Source organism: Streptomyces sp. NPDC001851 (genome assembly GCF_040297165.1).
Lineage (GTDB): Bacteria > Actinomycetota > Actinomycetes > Streptomycetales > Streptomycetaceae > Streptomyces.
In genome coordinates, this window is sequence record NZ_JBEOYR010000028.1 from 105,775 (window position 1) to 120,520 (window position 14,746).

Genomic DNA, 14,746 nt, shown 5'->3' on the forward strand with positions numbered 1-14,746 from the left:
TCCTCCAGGAGCGCGGCCGGGTCACCGGGTGGCGCGGGGGAACTGAGGGCAGCCCCGGGCAGGCGGCCGGGGCTGCGTAGTGGGCGTCAGGCGGCCGGTGTCAGAGCCGTGTGATGGGGCAGAGGGGCGGGTGGAGCGAGGGCGGGAGCGCCGTCCGGGACAGGTACTGCGGCGAAGATCGCGTCCTGTTGGTCCTGCAGCTCCTTCTTCCGCTCGGGGCCGGTCGAGGGCAGTCGCTCCTCCTCGTATAGTTTGTGCGTCTCCTCCTGGGCGGACTTGCTCGCCGGGGTGTGGAACTGCACCTCGAACAGCTGTCGTGAACCGGGCGCGCGCCAGCCCGTGTTGAGTCCCTTGTAGCCCTTCTCGCGGCCCCAGGTGTTGGACCATTTCGTGGTGTCGCTGCCCCAGGCGGACAGCGCCTGCGAAGCGATGGTGGCACCGGTGACGTAGCGGTCGTCGGGCCATTGGAGGGTGTAGCGCACCGCGTCACTCAGGCGCGCCAGGACGTCGTCGGTGTTGCGTTCCGGATGCTCCTTGAGGTCGGTGGCGACCTTCCGCTTGAGGGAGTCGGGGGACTTGAGGCGGTAGTCGAAGCCGACGAGCTCGGCGTGGCTCAGGGCGGCGGCAGCCCGTACGTCGCGGCTGATCGACGGCTCCGCCGCGCGGGCGCGGGCAAGGTACCCGTCGACCTTGCGGTTGTCCGCGGCGTTCAGGCACAGTCCGTCGCGCTCCCAGCCGTCCGGGTCGTCGTCGCACTGCCCCGCACGGCCACCGCTGGGCATGGCGGTGGTGTGCTTGCCCGTCGTATCGGCGGGGTCGGCGGCGTACGCGGTGAGCCCGGTCGTTGCCGTGGCCAGGGCGAGGGCGGCGGTCAGTACGGCGGCCGTCCGGCCCAGGTGGTGCGTGCTCATTCGGCGGTGGTGTCCCTTCTCGGCGCGTGGCACCGCCTGCACCGGATGAACGGGGCGAGCGGTGATCGTCGCCGGGGACAACAGGGGGAAGCACGCAGAAGTACCGCGAAGCAGCCGCAGATACCGGGCATTGGCCTGATCACGCCGTCCGGCGGCGGAATCGTGCGGCGGAGCGGTGCTGTCGGCCAGCCGCCGAGCCAGAGACCGTCGTGAGGGGTGCGGCAGCCGCCCGCCGACCAACAGCCGGACCGGTCAAAGTCCGGTGAGATCGGTCAAAGTTCGGTGAGACGGGTCAGTGGCCGGCCGTCGGCTGCAGGTCCGGGCCGGCCGAAGGCGCGGTGAATGGGCGCAAGGGTCGGCCTGGTCGGGCTAGACCTCGATGTAGGCGACGACCACGACGGTGCGCAGCGCGGTGACGAAGTACAGGACCCGGACGGCTTCGACTGCGTCGGTGTACTGGCGCAGCTGGGGGCCGACGGTGTCCCCGGGGATCGACTCGCCGACGTCGGGGTCGACGGAGACGACGACCAGGGCGCGGTCCAGGGCGTGGATCTCTGCCTCGCTGGTGATGTTCTCCAGCTGTTTGGCGGCGGAGTCGGAGAAGGCGATGCGGGCGCGGCGCGGGCCGTGCTGCGGGGCCATCAGGCGACGGCCGGGCGCTGGCGAGCGAGCCGGGCGAGGTGGGCCTCGCGCAGCTCCTCCCACGGCGTGCAGTCCTCCACCGACGGCAGGCCGTTGGTGGCGATGTCCTCCAGGACGGCGGCGAGCTGGTCGGCGTTCTCGCGGGTCTTGGCCGCGTACGCGCGGACCGCGTCGGCGGCCGCGGGCTCCAGCTGCTGCCGGGCGTGGTCGGCCGATGCTTGCTGTTCGCTCATCAAGGACTCCATAAGGGCGAAACTGGCGTCTCCCCCACGGTATCGGCCGCCCCGGGTGCTGGGGACCACTCCGGACGAACCGGCCCGTGCGAGCGGGCGGGACCAAGGAGGACCCAGCTACGGGCCCCGTTCGTGTCTACCAGGGAAAACACCAGTTTCGGACCCAGGGACCCATGGTTCTGGGGCGGCTGCTGGGTCCACCCGGGTCCCGGTCGGCGATGACACAGATCAGCTGATCAGTGACACAGACAGGCATGTCCGCCTGGGAGAACAGGAGGGTGATGAGACAGGTCTGTCCTGTGTCACCGAACTCTGACCGCGTGCCACCGAAGCGTGGCGGACGCGCGTTTGCGTCATCGAACATTGATCGCGCCGGTCAGAGCCCTGCCAGGGTTGCCTCGATCCCATCCCTGGTACAGGACAGCGGTGAGGGTCAGTGCCCGCTCAGGGGGCCTGATACGCGGCCACGGCTCGCTCCCCCAGCTCGTCCTCAATGGACTGGACGCCCCTGAGGGCCTCCTCGTCGAGTTGTTCCGCGTTTAAGGACCTCGAAGAGGCTGCGGCCTCCGAGCACCAGGCGCAGCTGCTGCTCGGGAAGGTCGCGGAGGGCCCGGCCAGCGGGTCCCTTGGATTCCGGAGAGCGGGCGGCGTCTTCGGTGAAGGCGTCCTCGTCGAGGTGTTCCAGAGCGTCGCGGACGAGCTTGAGGGCCTTGTCCTCGGGTGGCAGCTCCTCGCCCCGCTCGTGAGCGAGACGGGCGCGCCAGGTTGGGAGGTGTTCCTGTCGACGATCAAGTTTTCCCCAGCTTGGGCGGTTTGAGTTTCATATAATTCTCCATCCCGAATTCTCCTAATTGGCCATGGGTAGTGCGGAGGTCGGGATCGAGGGACCTGGTCGTCGCGGAGTCGAAGAGCGAGTTGGCCGCGTCGCTGGGGGTGACCGCAAGACGGTCAGGAAGTACCTGGCGCCGGCGGAAGCGGATCAGCCCGGGCGGGCCGCCGATGAGCGAGGCCGACTGGTCAAAGCTGATCAAGGAGTGGTTCCCCGGGTTCATCGACAGACGGCTCAGGCAGGTGACCGTCTCATTGAGCGGGCAGATCCGCGGATCCTCCGCCAGGCTCGGCGGGGCTGGGGACGGGTCAGGTGGTTTTGATCTGCCCGCCGTCAATGACGAATTCCGCGCCGGTGATGTTGGCGGCGCGGGGAGAGGCCAGGAAGGCGCAGAGTTCGGCTACTTCCTGGGGTTCGGTGATCCGTCCGGTGGAGATGCCCATCTGCTGGGGCACGACCTTGTCGAGGGTCTCCTTGGCGCTTTTGCCGGTGCCGGCTGCTGCGGCGTCGGCGAAGCCGCCGGGGGCGGTCCAGAACGGCGTGCGGACCGGCCCGGGGGCGATGGCGTTGACGCGTACGCCCTGCGGGGCGAACTCCTCCGACAGAGCTTTGGTGAGATTGCTCAGCGCAGCCTTGGCCGCTGAGTAGTCGACGACCATGGGGAAGGGCAGGCGGGCGTTGACGGAGCTGATGTTGACGATCGCTCCGCCATTGCCGGCGAGCAGCTGAGGCAATGCGGCGCGGCTGGTGCGGACCGCACTGAAGAAGGTCAGATCGAAGACGCCCTGCCACTCGGCATCGTCGATGTCCAGGAAGCTGGAGCGGGGGCGGGCAGCACCGAGATTGTTGACCAGCACGTCGATCCGGCCGTGGCGCTCGGCAGCGGCATGGATCAACAGGCCCGGGCCCTGGGCCTCACCCAGATCGACGGGAACGAAAGTTGCGCCGTACCTCTCGCACAGTGCGGCGAGCTCAGGAGTCTGGGTACGGCTGCCGGCGACGACCCGGGCGCCTTCGCGGCCGAGGGTTTCGGCGATGGCCAAGCCGATGCCCTTGCTGGCGCCGGTGACGACAGCAACCCTGTCGGTGAGACCCAGGTTCATTGGCATGCACTCCTGTACCGCGAGTCGAGACCGGTAAATCACCCGAAAATGGTCAAGTCGGATTCAGTATCACGCACGGGATCACACATTGGTCCATCGCCACGGGCCGGGTCGCTGAGGGCCACACAGCGGTACCAGCAGACCAGATCGTTCGGGATGGCGGGCAACGTCCGGATCCACTGGACCGGATCACCTTCGGCTCACAGGGGTTCATCCGTCTCAGCTGATCTGGTCGCACCAGGCTCACAGGCATGGCCTCCGGACAGATCGCTTGAGACGGGACATCAGGGTTCGGTGACGGGACTAGGTCGGGCGGTCTGTTCAGGAGCGGACGGTAACCGGACGCGAGCCGTGTCACGCTGATCAGGCGAGAGGCCTGGATCGGGGTCCGGGCCCGTGGTTCCGGGCCAAGCCGGCTGCGTGACACCCTCCTGACAGCCGGACGGGGTGCGTGACACCCCCTGGGCGCGACAGTGTGACAGTCACCTTCCGTGATCGTCGCGGGCTGCACCTACCAGCTATGTCACAGGGTCACAGGTTCTCCCCCAGGAACGCGTCTGCCTGGGGAAACGGTCTCCCAACGTCTCAGACACCACAGGATGGGCACCGAAGCGTACGAGGACTATCGCCGCGCGATCCACGACCCGGCCACGGTGCACGCCATGTGCGAGGACTACCGAGCAGGGCTCGGTGTCGACCGTGCCCACGACGACGCCGACCGGCAGACCGGGCGACGCATCGGCTCTCCGCTGCAGGTCCTGTGGGCCACCCATGACGACATGGCCGACCTGTACGGCGACGTGCTGAGCGTCTGGCGCGACTGGGCGGGCGACCGGCTGGTCGGTGGCCCGATCGTCTCCGGACACCACATCGCCGAAGAGGCACCCGAGGCCCTCGTCACCGCACTCCGCGAGTTCTGGCGAAGCACCGAAGAGCACTGTTCTCGCTGCCGTGGTCCGAATGCCTTGGCCCGTCCAGGGACATCGGCGAAGCCCTGGCTCCCGTGCCTCTTGTCCTCACCGGGGATTGCAGGTGGATGACTCGTGGGTGGGACACTCATCGGATGCGGGATGGGGAGGCCCCTGGGTGCTGTTGCGTCGTCCCGCGCGGGCGGGTCGGCCGAGGACGACTCCGACCAGGACCAGTACCAGCCCGCACAGCTGCTGGACTGTCAGGACCTCTCCGGCGACCACCGTGCCGAGCAGCACGCCCGTGACGGGGTTGAGCAGTCCGATCAGGCCCACGGTTCCCGCGGGAAGGTGCCGTAGACCGGTGAACCAGGCGGTGAAGGCCAGCGCGGTGGCGACCAGGGAGACGTAGCCGAACGCGAGGAGCGCCGACCTGGAAAGCGCGGGCGGAGGGCCCTCCACAGCTGCGGCGACCGGGAGCAGGAACAGCCCTCCGGCGGTCAACTGCCAGGCGGTCGAGGCGAGCACGTCCACATCGGCGCTCCACCGCTTGGCCAGGATGTGGCCGAATGCTGACACCAGCATGGCTGCGGCCGAAGCAAGGACGCCCGGCACGCTTACTCCTTCGGTCCCTGTGAGCAGCATGAGGCAGACCCCGCCGAGCCCGATCGCGGCGCCGGCCAGGTGCGCGATGCCGGGCTGCTCGGACAGCAGTACCCAAGCAATGATCATCATTGCCAGTGGGGACACCGCCATGACGGTCGAGGCGATGCTCGTCGGGAGCAGCTGGGAGGCGGCGTAGACGAGCACGAAGAACACGCTCACGTTGAGCATCCCGAGCACCGCGGACCGCCACCACCACGCGCCGCGAGGCCGCTGCCTGCACAGACCCAGCAGGATGAGGCCGGCGGGCAGCGCCCGCAGGGCCGCCCCGCAGAGCGGGCGGTCGGCGGGCAGGAACTCGTGGGTGACGAAGTAGTTGGTCCCCCAGGCCGCCGGCGCGACAGCGGTCAGTGTCACCCATCGCATATTAGCTTCCACGGAAGACAATATAGCTTCCCGGGAAGCTATATTGTGTTCATGGACGACCCGCAACCGCTGGACCATGTGGCCCGTATCCAGGCCGACTGGCGCCGCGAACGGCCCGACGTCGACATCACCCCCCAAGGCGTGATCGGTCGGCTGCACCGCCTGGCCGACCAGCTCACCGAGGAGCTTTGCCTCGTCTACGGCCGTTACGGCCTCACCGAGGGAGAGTTCGACGTCCTGTGCGCATTGCGCCGCGCGGGTGAGCCCTACGAACGGGCACCCGGCGAACTCGCCGCGCACACCATGGTCACCACCGGTGCGATGACGAAGAGAATCGACCGCTTGGAGCGGGCCGGACTCGTCACCCGCCGCCGTTCCCACGACGACCAGCGCGGCCGGATCGTCGCCCTCACCCGTCCGGGACGCGAGTTGATCGACCGGGCGTTCACTGACCACATGCGCAACGAACGCCGCCTGCTGGACCTGCTGACGCCCGCAGAAGCCGAGGCACTCGAAGGGCTGCTCACAGCTTGGCTGTCCCGCATGGAAATCCCGCATCCGTCCGACAAGTGACCGCCGCCCTCCGGCCGTGACCAGTGCATTGGGGGGCCAGACACAACAGGCCGTGTGCAGCTTCGTCTCACCGGGTCCTATTGATCACTGGAACGGCCACTCAGCTGGGGGCCGTTCACCGAGACAAGCGCAGGGGAGCCGAGCGCCCCGCTCGGCTCCCCTGCGTGTGATGGTCACTGACCGGCGGCCACCAGGTCGGTGGGGTCGGAGTTCGCCCCGCACAGCACGACGCAGACCTTCTCGCCGCTGGCCGGCCGGTAGCTGCTGGCCGGCATGTCCGGCCGGGACGGCATGTCACGGCCGGGCACGTGGTGATCCGGGGAGGGGAGCGCGGCGAGGGCGGTGGCGGCGCCGTGTTCGACAGCCAGCTTGCGGTGGTCCCACAGTGCCTGCCGGGCGCGGACGATCTCCGTGTCGGACACGAGCACGGAGTGCACGCGGTCCTGCTGGGCGGCGTGCAGGGCCATGGTGGAGGTGCGGCGGGCGCCGAGGGAGTCGGCGGCGATGGAGTCGACGGTGACGTCGATGGGGCGGCCGGCCTGCAGGGCTGCGTTCAGCGCGCGGCAGTTGTTCGGTTCGACGGCCACGGTGCGGATCCCGTGGTGCTGGGCGGCGGTCGCGACGCCGGCGAAAAGGCCGCCGCCGCCGACCGCGACCACGACGGTGTCCAGGTCGGGGATCTGCTGGTGGATCTCTTCGAGCAGGGTGCCGGCTCCGGCCGCGATGAGCGGGTGGTCGTAGGCGTGGGAGGCGAGCGCGCCGGTGGTGGCGGCGAAGTCCTCGCAGGCGGCCAGGGCGTCGGCGTACTCGGTACCGACGAGCCGGACGTCGGCGCCGTAGGAGCGGAGCTTGGCGACTTTGACCTGTGGGGCGGTGGCGGGCAGGAAGACGGTGGCCGGGACGCCCTGCTGCTGGGCGGCCCAGGCGCAGGCCAGGCCGGCGTTGCCGCCGGAGGCGATCGTCACCCCAGCCCCGGGCAGGGTGCCGGCGTCGCGGTGGGCCTGGAGGAAGTTCTGGGCGCCGCGGGCCTTGAAGGATCCGGTGTGCTGCATGAACTCCAGGGCCAGCCACACCTGGCAGGGCTGTTCGGGGCGGTCGTCCAGGGGGTCGCGGTGGCCGGTGCGGATCGCGCCGGGATCGACGGGTGCGAGAGTGACGGGTCGGATGCGTCCGGCGATCCGGTCGGCGGCGGCCTTGATGTCGCCGTACGTCAGCTGGTGCACGGTATTGCTCCTGCGGGGTGGAAGAGGGAGTGAGGACCAGGCGATGAGCTGGCCGGTGGTGGTCAGGCCGAGGAAGAACGCGAACGCGATCCGGCGCCCGCCCGGGTTCGGCTCGACCGCGTGAAAGTTCGCCGGGTTGAACAGCAGCCCGTCACCAAGCCGCGGTATCACCCTCACGTGCTGGCAGGCCCCGACCGCGGCGGTCCGGTAGCCGTAGGCCTCACGGTACTGTTCATCGGCCGGCTCCCAGCGGTGACGCCACACCGTGGTCGCCCCGCCCGCCTCGGGGACCGCCACCCAGACGTTGAACGCGAGCTGGGCGACCACCTCCTGGTCGAACAATCCGGCGGGGAACTCGCGGTTGACGTCGTCATAGTGGATCAGCGCGCCCTCATTGATCTCCCGCAGAGTGCCGCCGAGGACCGCCCTGCCGCCGATCGTGGCCGGAACGACGGCAGCACCCCAGGCGGAGCCCAGCCGGGCCATGGCCACGGCGACCGGGTCCGGGCGTAACCCGGCCCCGTGCCAGGCCGCCCGAGCGGTCTCCGCTGCAAGCCAGTACCGGTCGGCGTCCAGCCGCCCCTCCTGGTCGCGGTAGTCATTGAGCGCGGGCCCGAACCGGACGATCCGGGTGGGGACCCGCTGCGGGTCGTAATCGGCGGTGGGCAGCCGGTCGAGCGCCGTGAGCGCGGCCTGGCAGGTGCGGGTGTCGAGGAAGCCGGGGACGCGGACGGCGGAGGCGGATGGTGTAGGTGAATTCGGTGGCGGATCGGTCCAGCCACCGCTCGATTGCGGCGCTTCCCTGGTAGGTGTTGCCGTCGTCGATCACTGTGGCGTCGTCGGTGAACGTCGTGACCGCGGCGGCGGTGTCGTGGACGCGGTGCGCTGTGAGGTAGCGGGTGATCACCTCGGGCAGGTCGTCCGGGGTGATGGTCCGGGGCTGGTTGCCGTGCATGACGCTCCTGATGGTGGTGGCGGGTTCAGACGGTGGGGGTGGTGCCGCCGTCGATGACGTGTTCGGCGCCGACGATGGCCGAGGCGCGGTCGGAGACGAGGAAGGCGACGAGCTCGGCGACCTCCTCGGGCCGGTTGGGACGGCCGAGCGGGATGCCTCCCAGGGAGTCCATGAGCCGGCCCAGCGCCGCTTCCTGGGTGATGCCGGCGTCGTGGGCGATCCGGGTGACGAGGTTGTCGGCGGCCGAGGTCTGGACGAAGCCGGGCGAGACGGTGTTGACGCGAACGCCGTGCGGGGCGACCTGGTTGGCCAGGCCCTTGCTGTAGGTGGTCAGGGCGGCCTTGGCGGCGGCGTAGGCCAGGGTGCCGTTCCACAGCGGCATGCGGCGCTGGATCGAGGTGACGTGCACGACCGCGCCCTTGCCCGTGGCGATCATGTGCGGGAGGAGTGCACGGTCCAGGCGGACGGCGGCCAGCAGGTTCGTGTTCAGCTCCCTTGCCCAGTCGTCCTCGCCGAGCGCGGCGAATCCTCCTGCTGGTGCCTCGGAGCCGCCGAGGTTGTTGACCAGGATGTCGACGCCTCCCACGCGGGCGTCCACCTCGGAGGCGACGTGGGCGGCGCCCTGGGCGGTGGACAGGTCGGCGGCGATGAACGTCTTCTCCTCGACGTCGTCGGGGCGGCTGCGGGCGGTGACCAGCACGGTCGCGCCGGCCTCGGCGAGCCGTCGGGCGATCGCGGCCCCGGTGCCCTTGGTGCCGCCGGTGACCAGAGCGCGTCGGCCTTCGAGGGATTCGCTGATGGATGTGGTCACGTTGTGCTCCGTTCCCGGGCGCGGGTATGCGCGGCGCCGCTCCCGTCTCGACTGCTAAAATCGAAGCTACTAACTTCGACATTAGCAGTAACTGAGGGGATGGTCGCCGTGGCGAGCCGGATCAGGCTGGAGGACCGGGAGTGCCCGCTGTCCACGACGGTGGAACACGTCGGCGAGTGGTGGACACTGCTGATCCTCCACGACGCCTTCGACGGCTACACCCGCTTCGACCAGTTCCAGGAGAACCTGGGCATCTCCTCCAGCATGCTCACCACCCGGCTGAAGACCCTGGTCGCCGACGGTCTGCTGGAGCGCCGGCCCTACCAGACCAGCCCCGTCCGGCACGAGTACGTCCTGACCGAACTCGGGCGCTCCCTGCGCCCGGTGATCGTCGCCCTCGCCGCGTGGGGCAACTCCCGACTCACGCCGACGGAGCGCAGCATGATCCTCGTCGACGCGCACACCGGCGAGGAAGTCGAGCCCGTCGTCGTCGACGCCAAGACCGGCCGCCGACTCGACGACAGCGCCGCCTACGTCTTCACCGCGGGCCCCGCAGCCAGCGACGCGATGCGCAGCCGCTACGCGGCACGGCCGGCCATTCCCGCGGAAGAGGCGTAAGTCCGCCCGGAAGAGCCTCGTACAGCCTTGAGCAGGGCCGCGAGCACGGGCTGCACCTGACCAGCCTCGCGGCACCGGCTTGTCGCCGGCGTGATACCTGCCAACCCTCCCCAGTCGTTGAGAACTGGATCAAGTGAGGCGAGGAGCGACACCGGTCGTTTCCAAGAATCCCCATCACAGGGGCCGTCACGATCGGGGCCTTGAGCTGATTGACCGCCTGAGCGCGGGCTTTCATCGCGCTGCGGCGGGCGACTCTGAGAGTACGGATCATTTCGACGGCACCGTCACCGGTCTTCGGTATTGCAGTGGCGGTGCCGGCCTGCACCGCTCATGCGGTAGCCTCGGCGTCCACCGCGTCGGACTTCCCGCGGCGGCGGCGTGTCTGGCGGTCGGGTCGGTTGACCTCGACGACTCGATGGACCCGCCGCCGCAGCCACCTGGACAGGCCAGCGCCTTAACAGCCTGTGCCTTCCAGACCCACCTGGTCGATCATGCCCATGCTTGCCGCCCAGGAGTCCAGGCGGGCATAGCCGTCTGGAGCCGAGGGAACAGCGAGCGTGCCCAGCCGGCGGCCGAGCTGGTCGAGGGCGGCAGCGACGTGGACGTCTGCGTGGGTGTCGACGCCGAGCGTCATGCTCGTGCAGAAGCTGCTGGGCACCTGTCCTCCTGGCCGTCTGCGGGGCTGGAGCCGCACCGATGAAGCGCCGGGGACACAACTGCGATGAGGCTGTGAGCCAGGCTCTTATCAAGTCACATCCGGCGATCCACCGGTGCAGCCGCATGCGCTCTCCCAGCCGGCCGACACATCGGCAACAAGGCACGGACGGCCCGTTGGTCTGTGGGTCAGACCGGCCAGAAGAACGCGCTCAGATCCTCGCAGTTGGTCTGCGGCCGGTAGATGCGGGTGAGCCCGAGGTCGGCAAGCCTCAGCGGCGACGTGGGCGGCGGGACGACCGGAGCGGACACGCTCGACCAGCAGTCGCCTGCCATGAACGGTCAGCCTGGCATTACGGTGGACACGAAAGGCCTCCGTGCGGTGAGGATTCGACACCTCCACCACACACGGGGGCCTTCGCCACGATCAAGACCGGCCCGCGTTAACAACGTTCGTGACCAATACACCAAGGGCCTGTTTCACAAGCGGCATCCTGCCGATGTCGGCAGCGTGATCAGCCAGTACAGTCACTCTCATGGCGACACCGGTACTGCGGGCGATCGAGTGGGACGGGACGTCGTGGGACGACCCGTCCGACGATCAGTTGCACGATCTCCTGGCCGACATGAGCTTGACCTGGCGGTTTGTCGTGGTCGAGCGACTCGACCTCGAACCGGCAGGTCAGCACTACATGCAGGTCTATCTCAACGACGACCTCAGCTACCAGGTTGAATACCGCGACGGTGGCCCGGATAGGCACTTCCACGCCCATGTGCCGCGTACGCACGAGGCGTTCGCCGTGGAGCCCGTTGCCGAAGTGCTACAGGGGTGGGCCCGCGGCCGGCCGGGCTGGCGTGAAGCACTTCCCTGGGCTCCATTGCCTCCTGGGGAACCAGTGTGATGAACCGGGTGCCCCGCGATGTCCGCGCCGCGACCGTCACAGCCACTCGTTGATGACTGCGATCGTAACGGTGCCTCGTAGCGGACGGCGAGCTTGTCGTATCTCGTGGCCACGGCCCGGTGGCGCTTGAGGCGATTGATCCCGCACTCGACCGCGTGGCGCTCCCGATAGCCGGCCTTGTCGAACTTCGGCGGTCGGCCACCGCGGGCGCCCAGCTTCTTGCGGTTGCGGACCCTTCTTTCATCTGAAGCAAGCCGCTGCAGAACTGTGAAGGGCCAAAGGCGAATACTGAATACCTGCAGCTGCGCCAGGCAGAGGTGGAGAGGCCTGCGGTCTGCTCGCAGGCCATCAGGCGTGATCGGCTCACCTCATGGAAGTGACGCGCTCTGCCGTGACCTTCGGTTAGGCGCGCAGGGCGGCCTGCTCTGCGGTTCGCGGTTACCGCGCGGCATCGCTCTCGGGCTCGTCGGGCGCGTTGGGCTCGTACAGCCAAGAGCACGTGGCCTGCCGGAGCTCTCTTTGCGACGGGGCGGCTTATGGTGGCGGTGGACTCCGGTACCCGGCTGCGGCCCGCTCGTGGCCTGACTGCGGAGTGCCTGATTCAGCCGGCGGCCGCACCAGAGGTCCGACCAGAGGCATACAGAGATCAGACACAAGATCACAGTCAAGGCTTTCCGCTCCCCGAGTGATCACACGTTGCCTGGTCTGCGGTGCCCTCGATTGTTGTAGAGCTTCCAGTCCGTGAGGTCGATCAGCATAGCCCCAGCCGCGCGTTCGTCGGGCGGCTCGGTGACGGCGCCTTCGATCATGGCCCGCACCCGGCCTGGCAAGGGGGAGAGCGGTCGCGCCAGGACCTCGCCAACGTCTCGGTAGATTGGCATATCCAGCACCTCGTCCTCAGCATGCTGGAAATCCGGGTCGGGTACGTCAGGCTCAGCCATTGTGCCGTCCTCGCCTGCTTCCTCCGGCTCGTCCCAGGGCCCGTAGCGGGCGGCAGCCCCATAGCGGTCCCGGTTCCTCGCCCAGCGGGCCTCGGCGCGGACTGCGGCGCGAAGGTCGTCCAGCCCCCGCTGATGGAGGTGCCTGGTCGCCGCGTGGGCCATGGAGAGCCCGGTCTGCTTGCCGCGGGGAGCGTCGCACAGGATGCGATGCCACGGAACGCTGCGATCCCGGACGTACGCTGCTTTCACAGGACGGCTACGCAGGACGGCATGCACGGTCAAAGCCGAGACGAGGGTGCAGCCCAGCTGAGCCTGTTCGCCGCGCCCGTGGCGGCAGTCGGTCACCTGTCCGAGCTGTGATGCCGCCACCCAGTTGCGGTGGTTGTACAGGACGTAGGCTGGGAAGCAGCCGGCGGCCTGTGCGTCCTGAACCAGCAGCTCACTTTGTCGGGCACCGGTCCGACGGACGATGTGCTCAAGTTCGTAGCCTCCGCCGCGCTTCGCGCGTTTGGCCTGGACCCGCATCCCGAAGCCCTGGCCGCCCGAGTGGAACCACCATTCCCAGTCGGCTCCGTTGAGGGCTTCTTCGCTTCGCTGGAACTCGCGAATCACCACGCGATCGCTGTGCAGACGGTAGATGTCTTGCAGGTTGAACTTGGTGTAGGACTCTTCATCTGGCACCGGCCCGGCGAAGTGGTCATCAGCCAGACGCTCAAACGTCCTCGTTGCGCAGGAACGCAGCGTCCGGCACAGGGAGCCAGCCGATGAAGAAGCGTTGCGGCGCGCCTCGGCGGACCAGCGAAGCTCGATCCCGCAGTGCGGGCAGAAGGCGAAGTGCTCGGCGATGTCCCCGCCACAGCCACACAGCAACTCGCCGCTCCTCCCTGCATGTGTCAGATCACATGCAAGGCTACGGCAAGCAACGGTCTTTGATGATCGCGGCCGTCCGCACCGACGCCCGGGCTGGTCACCAACGTGGTGACGGATCAGCCGGCGTGGCCCTGGTGGGTGCGGTGGCACTCGGGGTGCTGGTAGTTGTCGCTGTCGTCCTGCAGGTGCTTGTGACGGCTGACGACGGCGGCGCACAGGCGCCTGGCGCCGGATCGGTGGCGATCGGCGGTGCCGCCTACAGGCAATCACAACGCGGGTCTCTGCGACGGGTGATCTGCCCGCGCAGGGGGCGAGCGCGGTATCTGTCGCCGGAGACGCCCGCGAGCAGATCTCTACCCATGTTGTGGCATCTGACGGCAGGCCGAGCGCAAGTGACGGCGTTCAGGGGGAAGCTGACAGCGACGGGGCTGCTACGTGACTGGCAGGCGGGCTGACGTTTCCGGGGACGCTTCGGTTGCGGTCGGTGGTGATGCACACGGGCCACGGGTCGCTGCTGGAGCATCCTGTCGCACTCGTCCGGAGCGATGATGCCGGATTGGCCGAGCACGGCCAGCGTCGGGCAGGTGATGCTTGTCCATTCGTCCGAGTAGGAACGCTGGGCGTTCTCGGCCAGGGAGTCGACCATCACCTCGCGGTCGAAACGCGGCCACCATGCGCCGTCACGTTCCTCCAGTCCGGCGGCCCAGCCCTCGCCGACCGGGCCGCCGTCGAGGAACGCCACGGCAGCCTCTCTCGACGGGAACGGGGTCGGCCACGAGTCGAGCCATCTGCCGATCTCGACGAGGGGAACATCCGGACTCGTCTTGCCGGGTCCGGCCCCGATGAGTACGAGCGCGCGGACGAGGTCGGGATGCGCGGCGGCTGTGAGCATGGCCGTGTGGCCGCCGAGCGACTCGGCCTATCAGAACAGGCTGTCGGAGGTCCAGTCGGTCGAGGACCGCGACGACATCGGCGACGTACGCGGCGTGCGAGCGGTCATGAGGGGGCCGCTCGCTGGAGCCGTGTCCGCGCTGGTCGACTGCGACGACACGGTGCCGGGGGGTCAGGTGTTGGGCGATCGCGTCCCATTCGCCCGTATGGCCGGCCAGTCCGTGCAGCAGGACGACGGGCGGCTGCGACCCGCCCCAGTCATGACAGAGAACATGACTGAATACTAGGAAAGCTGTCAATGCTCGGTCAAAATAGGCAAGTTGGACGCACGCCGCTGGGACGGCGCCCGCGTACGCGAAGGAAAATCACCCGCCCGGGTGCCGCTCCAGACCGGGCGGGACAGGCGTGGTGGGGCCTGCCACAGGCCCGGCCATGAGGCCGACCACGCCGGGCGCGACCCCGGCCACGGGTGCCGGGTAGGGCGTGTCACTTCAGACGCACCCCACTCCGAAGCTGCTCGAACAGTGCCTTGATGCTGATGGGCCCGCCGCCGCCCCTCCCCCCGTTATGTTTTCCGCGGTCCTGTAAGAGGACCGCTGGCCTCCGGGCCCGGCATGACTGTTCCCCCCTGTCGAACGGATGACCCGGGGGGT

At 68.8% G+C, this 14,746-nt stretch carries 15 protein-coding genes and 3 pseudogenes; 5 read left to right on the forward strand and 13 right to left on the reverse strand.

The features are described 5' to 3' along the window. Positions 1-86 precede the first annotated feature (86 nt). The 3 genes from ABT171_RS33060 to ABT171_RS33070 all read right to left on the reverse strand — a co-directional run bounded on the left by ABT171_RS33060 (position 87) and on the right by ABT171_RS33070 (position 1,786). Positions 87-911: an ATP nucleotide 3'-pyrophosphokinase gene (locus tag ABT171_RS33060; protein WP_351250073.1), complete on the reverse strand. Its 825-nt coding sequence runs from the start codon at positions 909-911 to the stop codon at positions 87-89. A 369-nt stretch (positions 912-1,280) separates the two neighbouring features. After that, positions 1,281-1,553: a hypothetical protein gene (locus tag ABT171_RS33065; RefSeq protein WP_351250074.1), complete on the reverse strand. Its 273-nt coding sequence runs from the start codon at positions 1,551-1,553 to the stop codon at positions 1,281-1,283. Then, the gene (locus ABT171_RS33070) at positions 1,553-1,786 is read right to left on the reverse strand and encodes a hypothetical protein (protein WP_351250075.1); all 234 of its coding nucleotides are present in this window, start codon (positions 1,784-1,786) and stop codon (positions 1,553-1,555) included. Before ABT171_RS33070 ends, ABT171_RS33065 begins: the two co-directional genes overlap by 1 nt. Before the next feature lie 493 nt (positions 1,787-2,279). Here ABT171_RS33070 and ABT171_RS33075 point away from each other — a divergent pair, with 493 nt between their 5' ends. After that, positions 2,280-2,603: a hypothetical protein gene (locus ABT171_RS33075; protein ID WP_351250076.1), complete on the forward strand. Its 324-nt coding sequence runs from the start codon at positions 2,280-2,282 to the stop codon at positions 2,601-2,603. Between the two features lie 320 nt (positions 2,604-2,923). On the opposite strand, the gene ABT171_RS33080 is transcribed toward ABT171_RS33075, so the two are convergent. Further along, positions 2,924-3,718 carry an SDR family NAD(P)-dependent oxidoreductase gene (locus tag ABT171_RS33080; protein WP_351250077.1) on the reverse strand — a complete coding sequence of 265 codons (795 nt, stop codon included), beginning with the start codon at positions 3,716-3,718 and terminating at the stop codon, positions 2,924-2,926. 596 nt (positions 3,719-4,314) lie between these two features. On the opposite strand from ABT171_RS33080, the pseudogene ABT171_RS33085 reads away from it, so the two are divergent. After that, positions 4,315-4,758 (forward strand): annotated as a pseudogene (locus tag ABT171_RS33085) (alpha/beta fold hydrolase); the annotation flags it as partial. Here ABT171_RS33085 and ABT171_RS33090 read toward each other — a convergent pair. Then, positions 4,735-5,655, reverse strand: a complete 921-nt coding sequence (locus ABT171_RS33090) for an EamA family transporter (RefSeq protein ID WP_351250078.1) — start codon at positions 5,653-5,655, stop codon at positions 4,735-4,737. The pseudogene ABT171_RS33085 and the gene ABT171_RS33090 overlap by 24 nt on opposite strands. 51 nt (positions 5,656-5,706) lie before the next feature. Here ABT171_RS33090 and ABT171_RS33095 point away from each other — a divergent pair, with 51 nt between their 5' ends. Continuing rightward, positions 5,707-6,228 (forward strand): MarR family winged helix-turn-helix transcriptional regulator, encoded by a 522-nt coding sequence (locus tag ABT171_RS33095; RefSeq protein WP_351250079.1) that lies wholly within the window; start codon positions 5,707-5,709, stop codon positions 6,226-6,228. 173 nt (positions 6,229-6,401) lie between these two features. On the opposite strand, the gene ABT171_RS33100 is transcribed toward ABT171_RS33095, so the two are convergent. From ABT171_RS33100 to ABT171_RS33110, 3 genes are all read right to left on the reverse strand, one after another. Further along, positions 6,402-7,451 (reverse strand): threonine/serine dehydratase, encoded by a 1,050-nt coding sequence (locus ABT171_RS33100; RefSeq protein ID WP_351250089.1) that lies wholly within the window; start codon positions 7,449-7,451, stop codon positions 6,402-6,404. Between the two features lie 598 nt (positions 7,452-8,049). Beyond that, positions 8,050-8,406 carry a nuclear transport factor 2-like protein gene (locus ABT171_RS33105; protein WP_351250080.1) on the reverse strand — a complete coding sequence of 119 codons (357 nt, stop codon included), beginning with the start codon at positions 8,404-8,406 and terminating at the stop codon, positions 8,050-8,052. A 25-nt stretch (positions 8,407-8,431) separates the two neighbouring features. Continuing rightward, positions 8,432-9,217 (reverse strand): SDR family oxidoreductase, encoded by a 786-nt coding sequence (locus ABT171_RS33110; RefSeq protein ID WP_351250081.1) that lies wholly within the window; start codon positions 9,215-9,217, stop codon positions 8,432-8,434. A gap of 99 nt (positions 9,218-9,316) precedes the next feature. Between ABT171_RS33110 and ABT171_RS33115 the strand changes: the two genes are divergently transcribed. After that, positions 9,317-9,835, forward strand: a complete 519-nt coding sequence (locus tag ABT171_RS33115; RefSeq protein WP_351250082.1) for a winged helix-turn-helix transcriptional regulator — start codon at positions 9,317-9,319, stop codon at positions 9,833-9,835. A 454-nt stretch (positions 9,836-10,289) separates the two neighbouring features. On the opposite strand, the gene ABT171_RS33120 is transcribed toward ABT171_RS33115, so the two are convergent. Continuing rightward, positions 10,290-10,493, reverse strand: a complete 204-nt coding sequence (locus ABT171_RS33120) for a hypothetical protein (RefSeq protein WP_351250083.1) — start codon at positions 10,491-10,493, stop codon at positions 10,290-10,292. A gap of 185 nt (positions 10,494-10,678) precedes the next feature. Further along, positions 10,679-10,825, reverse strand: a complete 147-nt coding sequence (locus tag ABT171_RS41995) for a hypothetical protein (RefSeq protein ID WP_503077505.1) — start codon at positions 10,823-10,825, stop codon at positions 10,679-10,681. Positions 10,826-11,025: 200 nt separating this feature from the next. Here ABT171_RS41995 and ABT171_RS33130 point away from each other — a divergent pair, with 200 nt between their 5' ends. Further along, positions 11,026-11,391: a hypothetical protein gene (locus ABT171_RS33130; protein WP_351250084.1), complete on the forward strand. Its 366-nt coding sequence runs from the start codon at positions 11,026-11,028 to the stop codon at positions 11,389-11,391. Between the two features lie 36 nt (positions 11,392-11,427). On the opposite strand, the pseudogene ABT171_RS42000 reads toward ABT171_RS33130, so the two are convergent. From ABT171_RS42000 to ABT171_RS33145, 3 genes and pseudogenes are all read right to left on the reverse strand, one after another. Beyond that, positions 11,428-11,627, reverse strand: a pseudogene (locus tag ABT171_RS42000) (IS5 family transposase); the annotation flags it as partial. 453 nt (positions 11,628-12,080) lie between these two features. Next, on the reverse strand, positions 12,081-13,202 hold the full coding sequence (locus ABT171_RS33140) for a DUF6615 family protein (protein WP_351250085.1): 1,122 nt from the start codon (positions 13,200-13,202) through the stop codon (positions 12,081-12,083). 505 nt (positions 13,203-13,707) lie between these two features. Then, positions 13,708-14,323 (reverse strand): annotated as a pseudogene (locus ABT171_RS33145) (alpha/beta fold hydrolase); the annotation flags it as partial. Positions 14,324-14,746 lie beyond the last annotated feature (423 nt).

Excerpts from the sequence above, each read along its gene's own strand:
- ABT171_RS33060 (WP_351250073.1), bottom strand. The coding sequence starts at position 911 with ATGAGCACGCACCACCTGGGCCGGACGGCCGCCGTACTGACCGCCGCC.
- ABT171_RS33065 (WP_351250074.1), bottom strand. The coding sequence starts at position 1,553 with ATGGCCCCGCAGCACGGCCCGCGCCGCGCCCGCATCGCCTTCTCCGAC.
- ABT171_RS33070 (WP_351250075.1), bottom strand. The coding sequence starts at position 1,786 with ATGAGCGAACAGCAAGCATCGGCCGACCACGCCCGGCAGCAGCTGGAG.
- ABT171_RS33075 (WP_351250076.1), top strand. The coding sequence starts at position 2,280 with ATGGACTGGACGCCCCTGAGGGCCTCCTCGTCGAGTTGTTCCGCGTTT.
- ABT171_RS33080 (WP_351250077.1), bottom strand. The coding sequence starts at position 3,718 with ATGAACCTGGGTCTCACCGACAGGGTTGCTGTCGTCACCGGCGCCAGC.
- ABT171_RS33090 (WP_351250078.1), bottom strand. The coding sequence starts at position 5,655 with ATGCGATGGGTGACACTGACCGCTGTCGCGCCGGCGGCCTGGGGGACC.
- ABT171_RS33095 (WP_351250079.1), top strand. The coding sequence starts at position 5,707 with ATGGACGACCCGCAACCGCTGGACCATGTGGCCCGTATCCAGGCCGAC.
- ABT171_RS33105 (WP_351250080.1), bottom strand. The coding sequence starts at position 8,406 with ATGCACGGCAACCAGCCCCGGACCATCACCCCGGACGACCTGCCCGAG.
- ABT171_RS33115 (WP_351250082.1), top strand. The coding sequence starts at position 9,317 with ATGGTCGCCGTGGCGAGCCGGATCAGGCTGGAGGACCGGGAGTGCCCG.
- ABT171_RS41995 (WP_503077505.1), bottom strand. The coding sequence starts at position 10,825 with ATGGCAGGCGACTGCTGGTCGAGCGTGTCCGCTCCGGTCGTCCCGCCG.
- ABT171_RS33130 (WP_351250084.1), top strand. The coding sequence starts at position 11,026 with ATGGCGACACCGGTACTGCGGGCGATCGAGTGGGACGGGACGTCGTGG.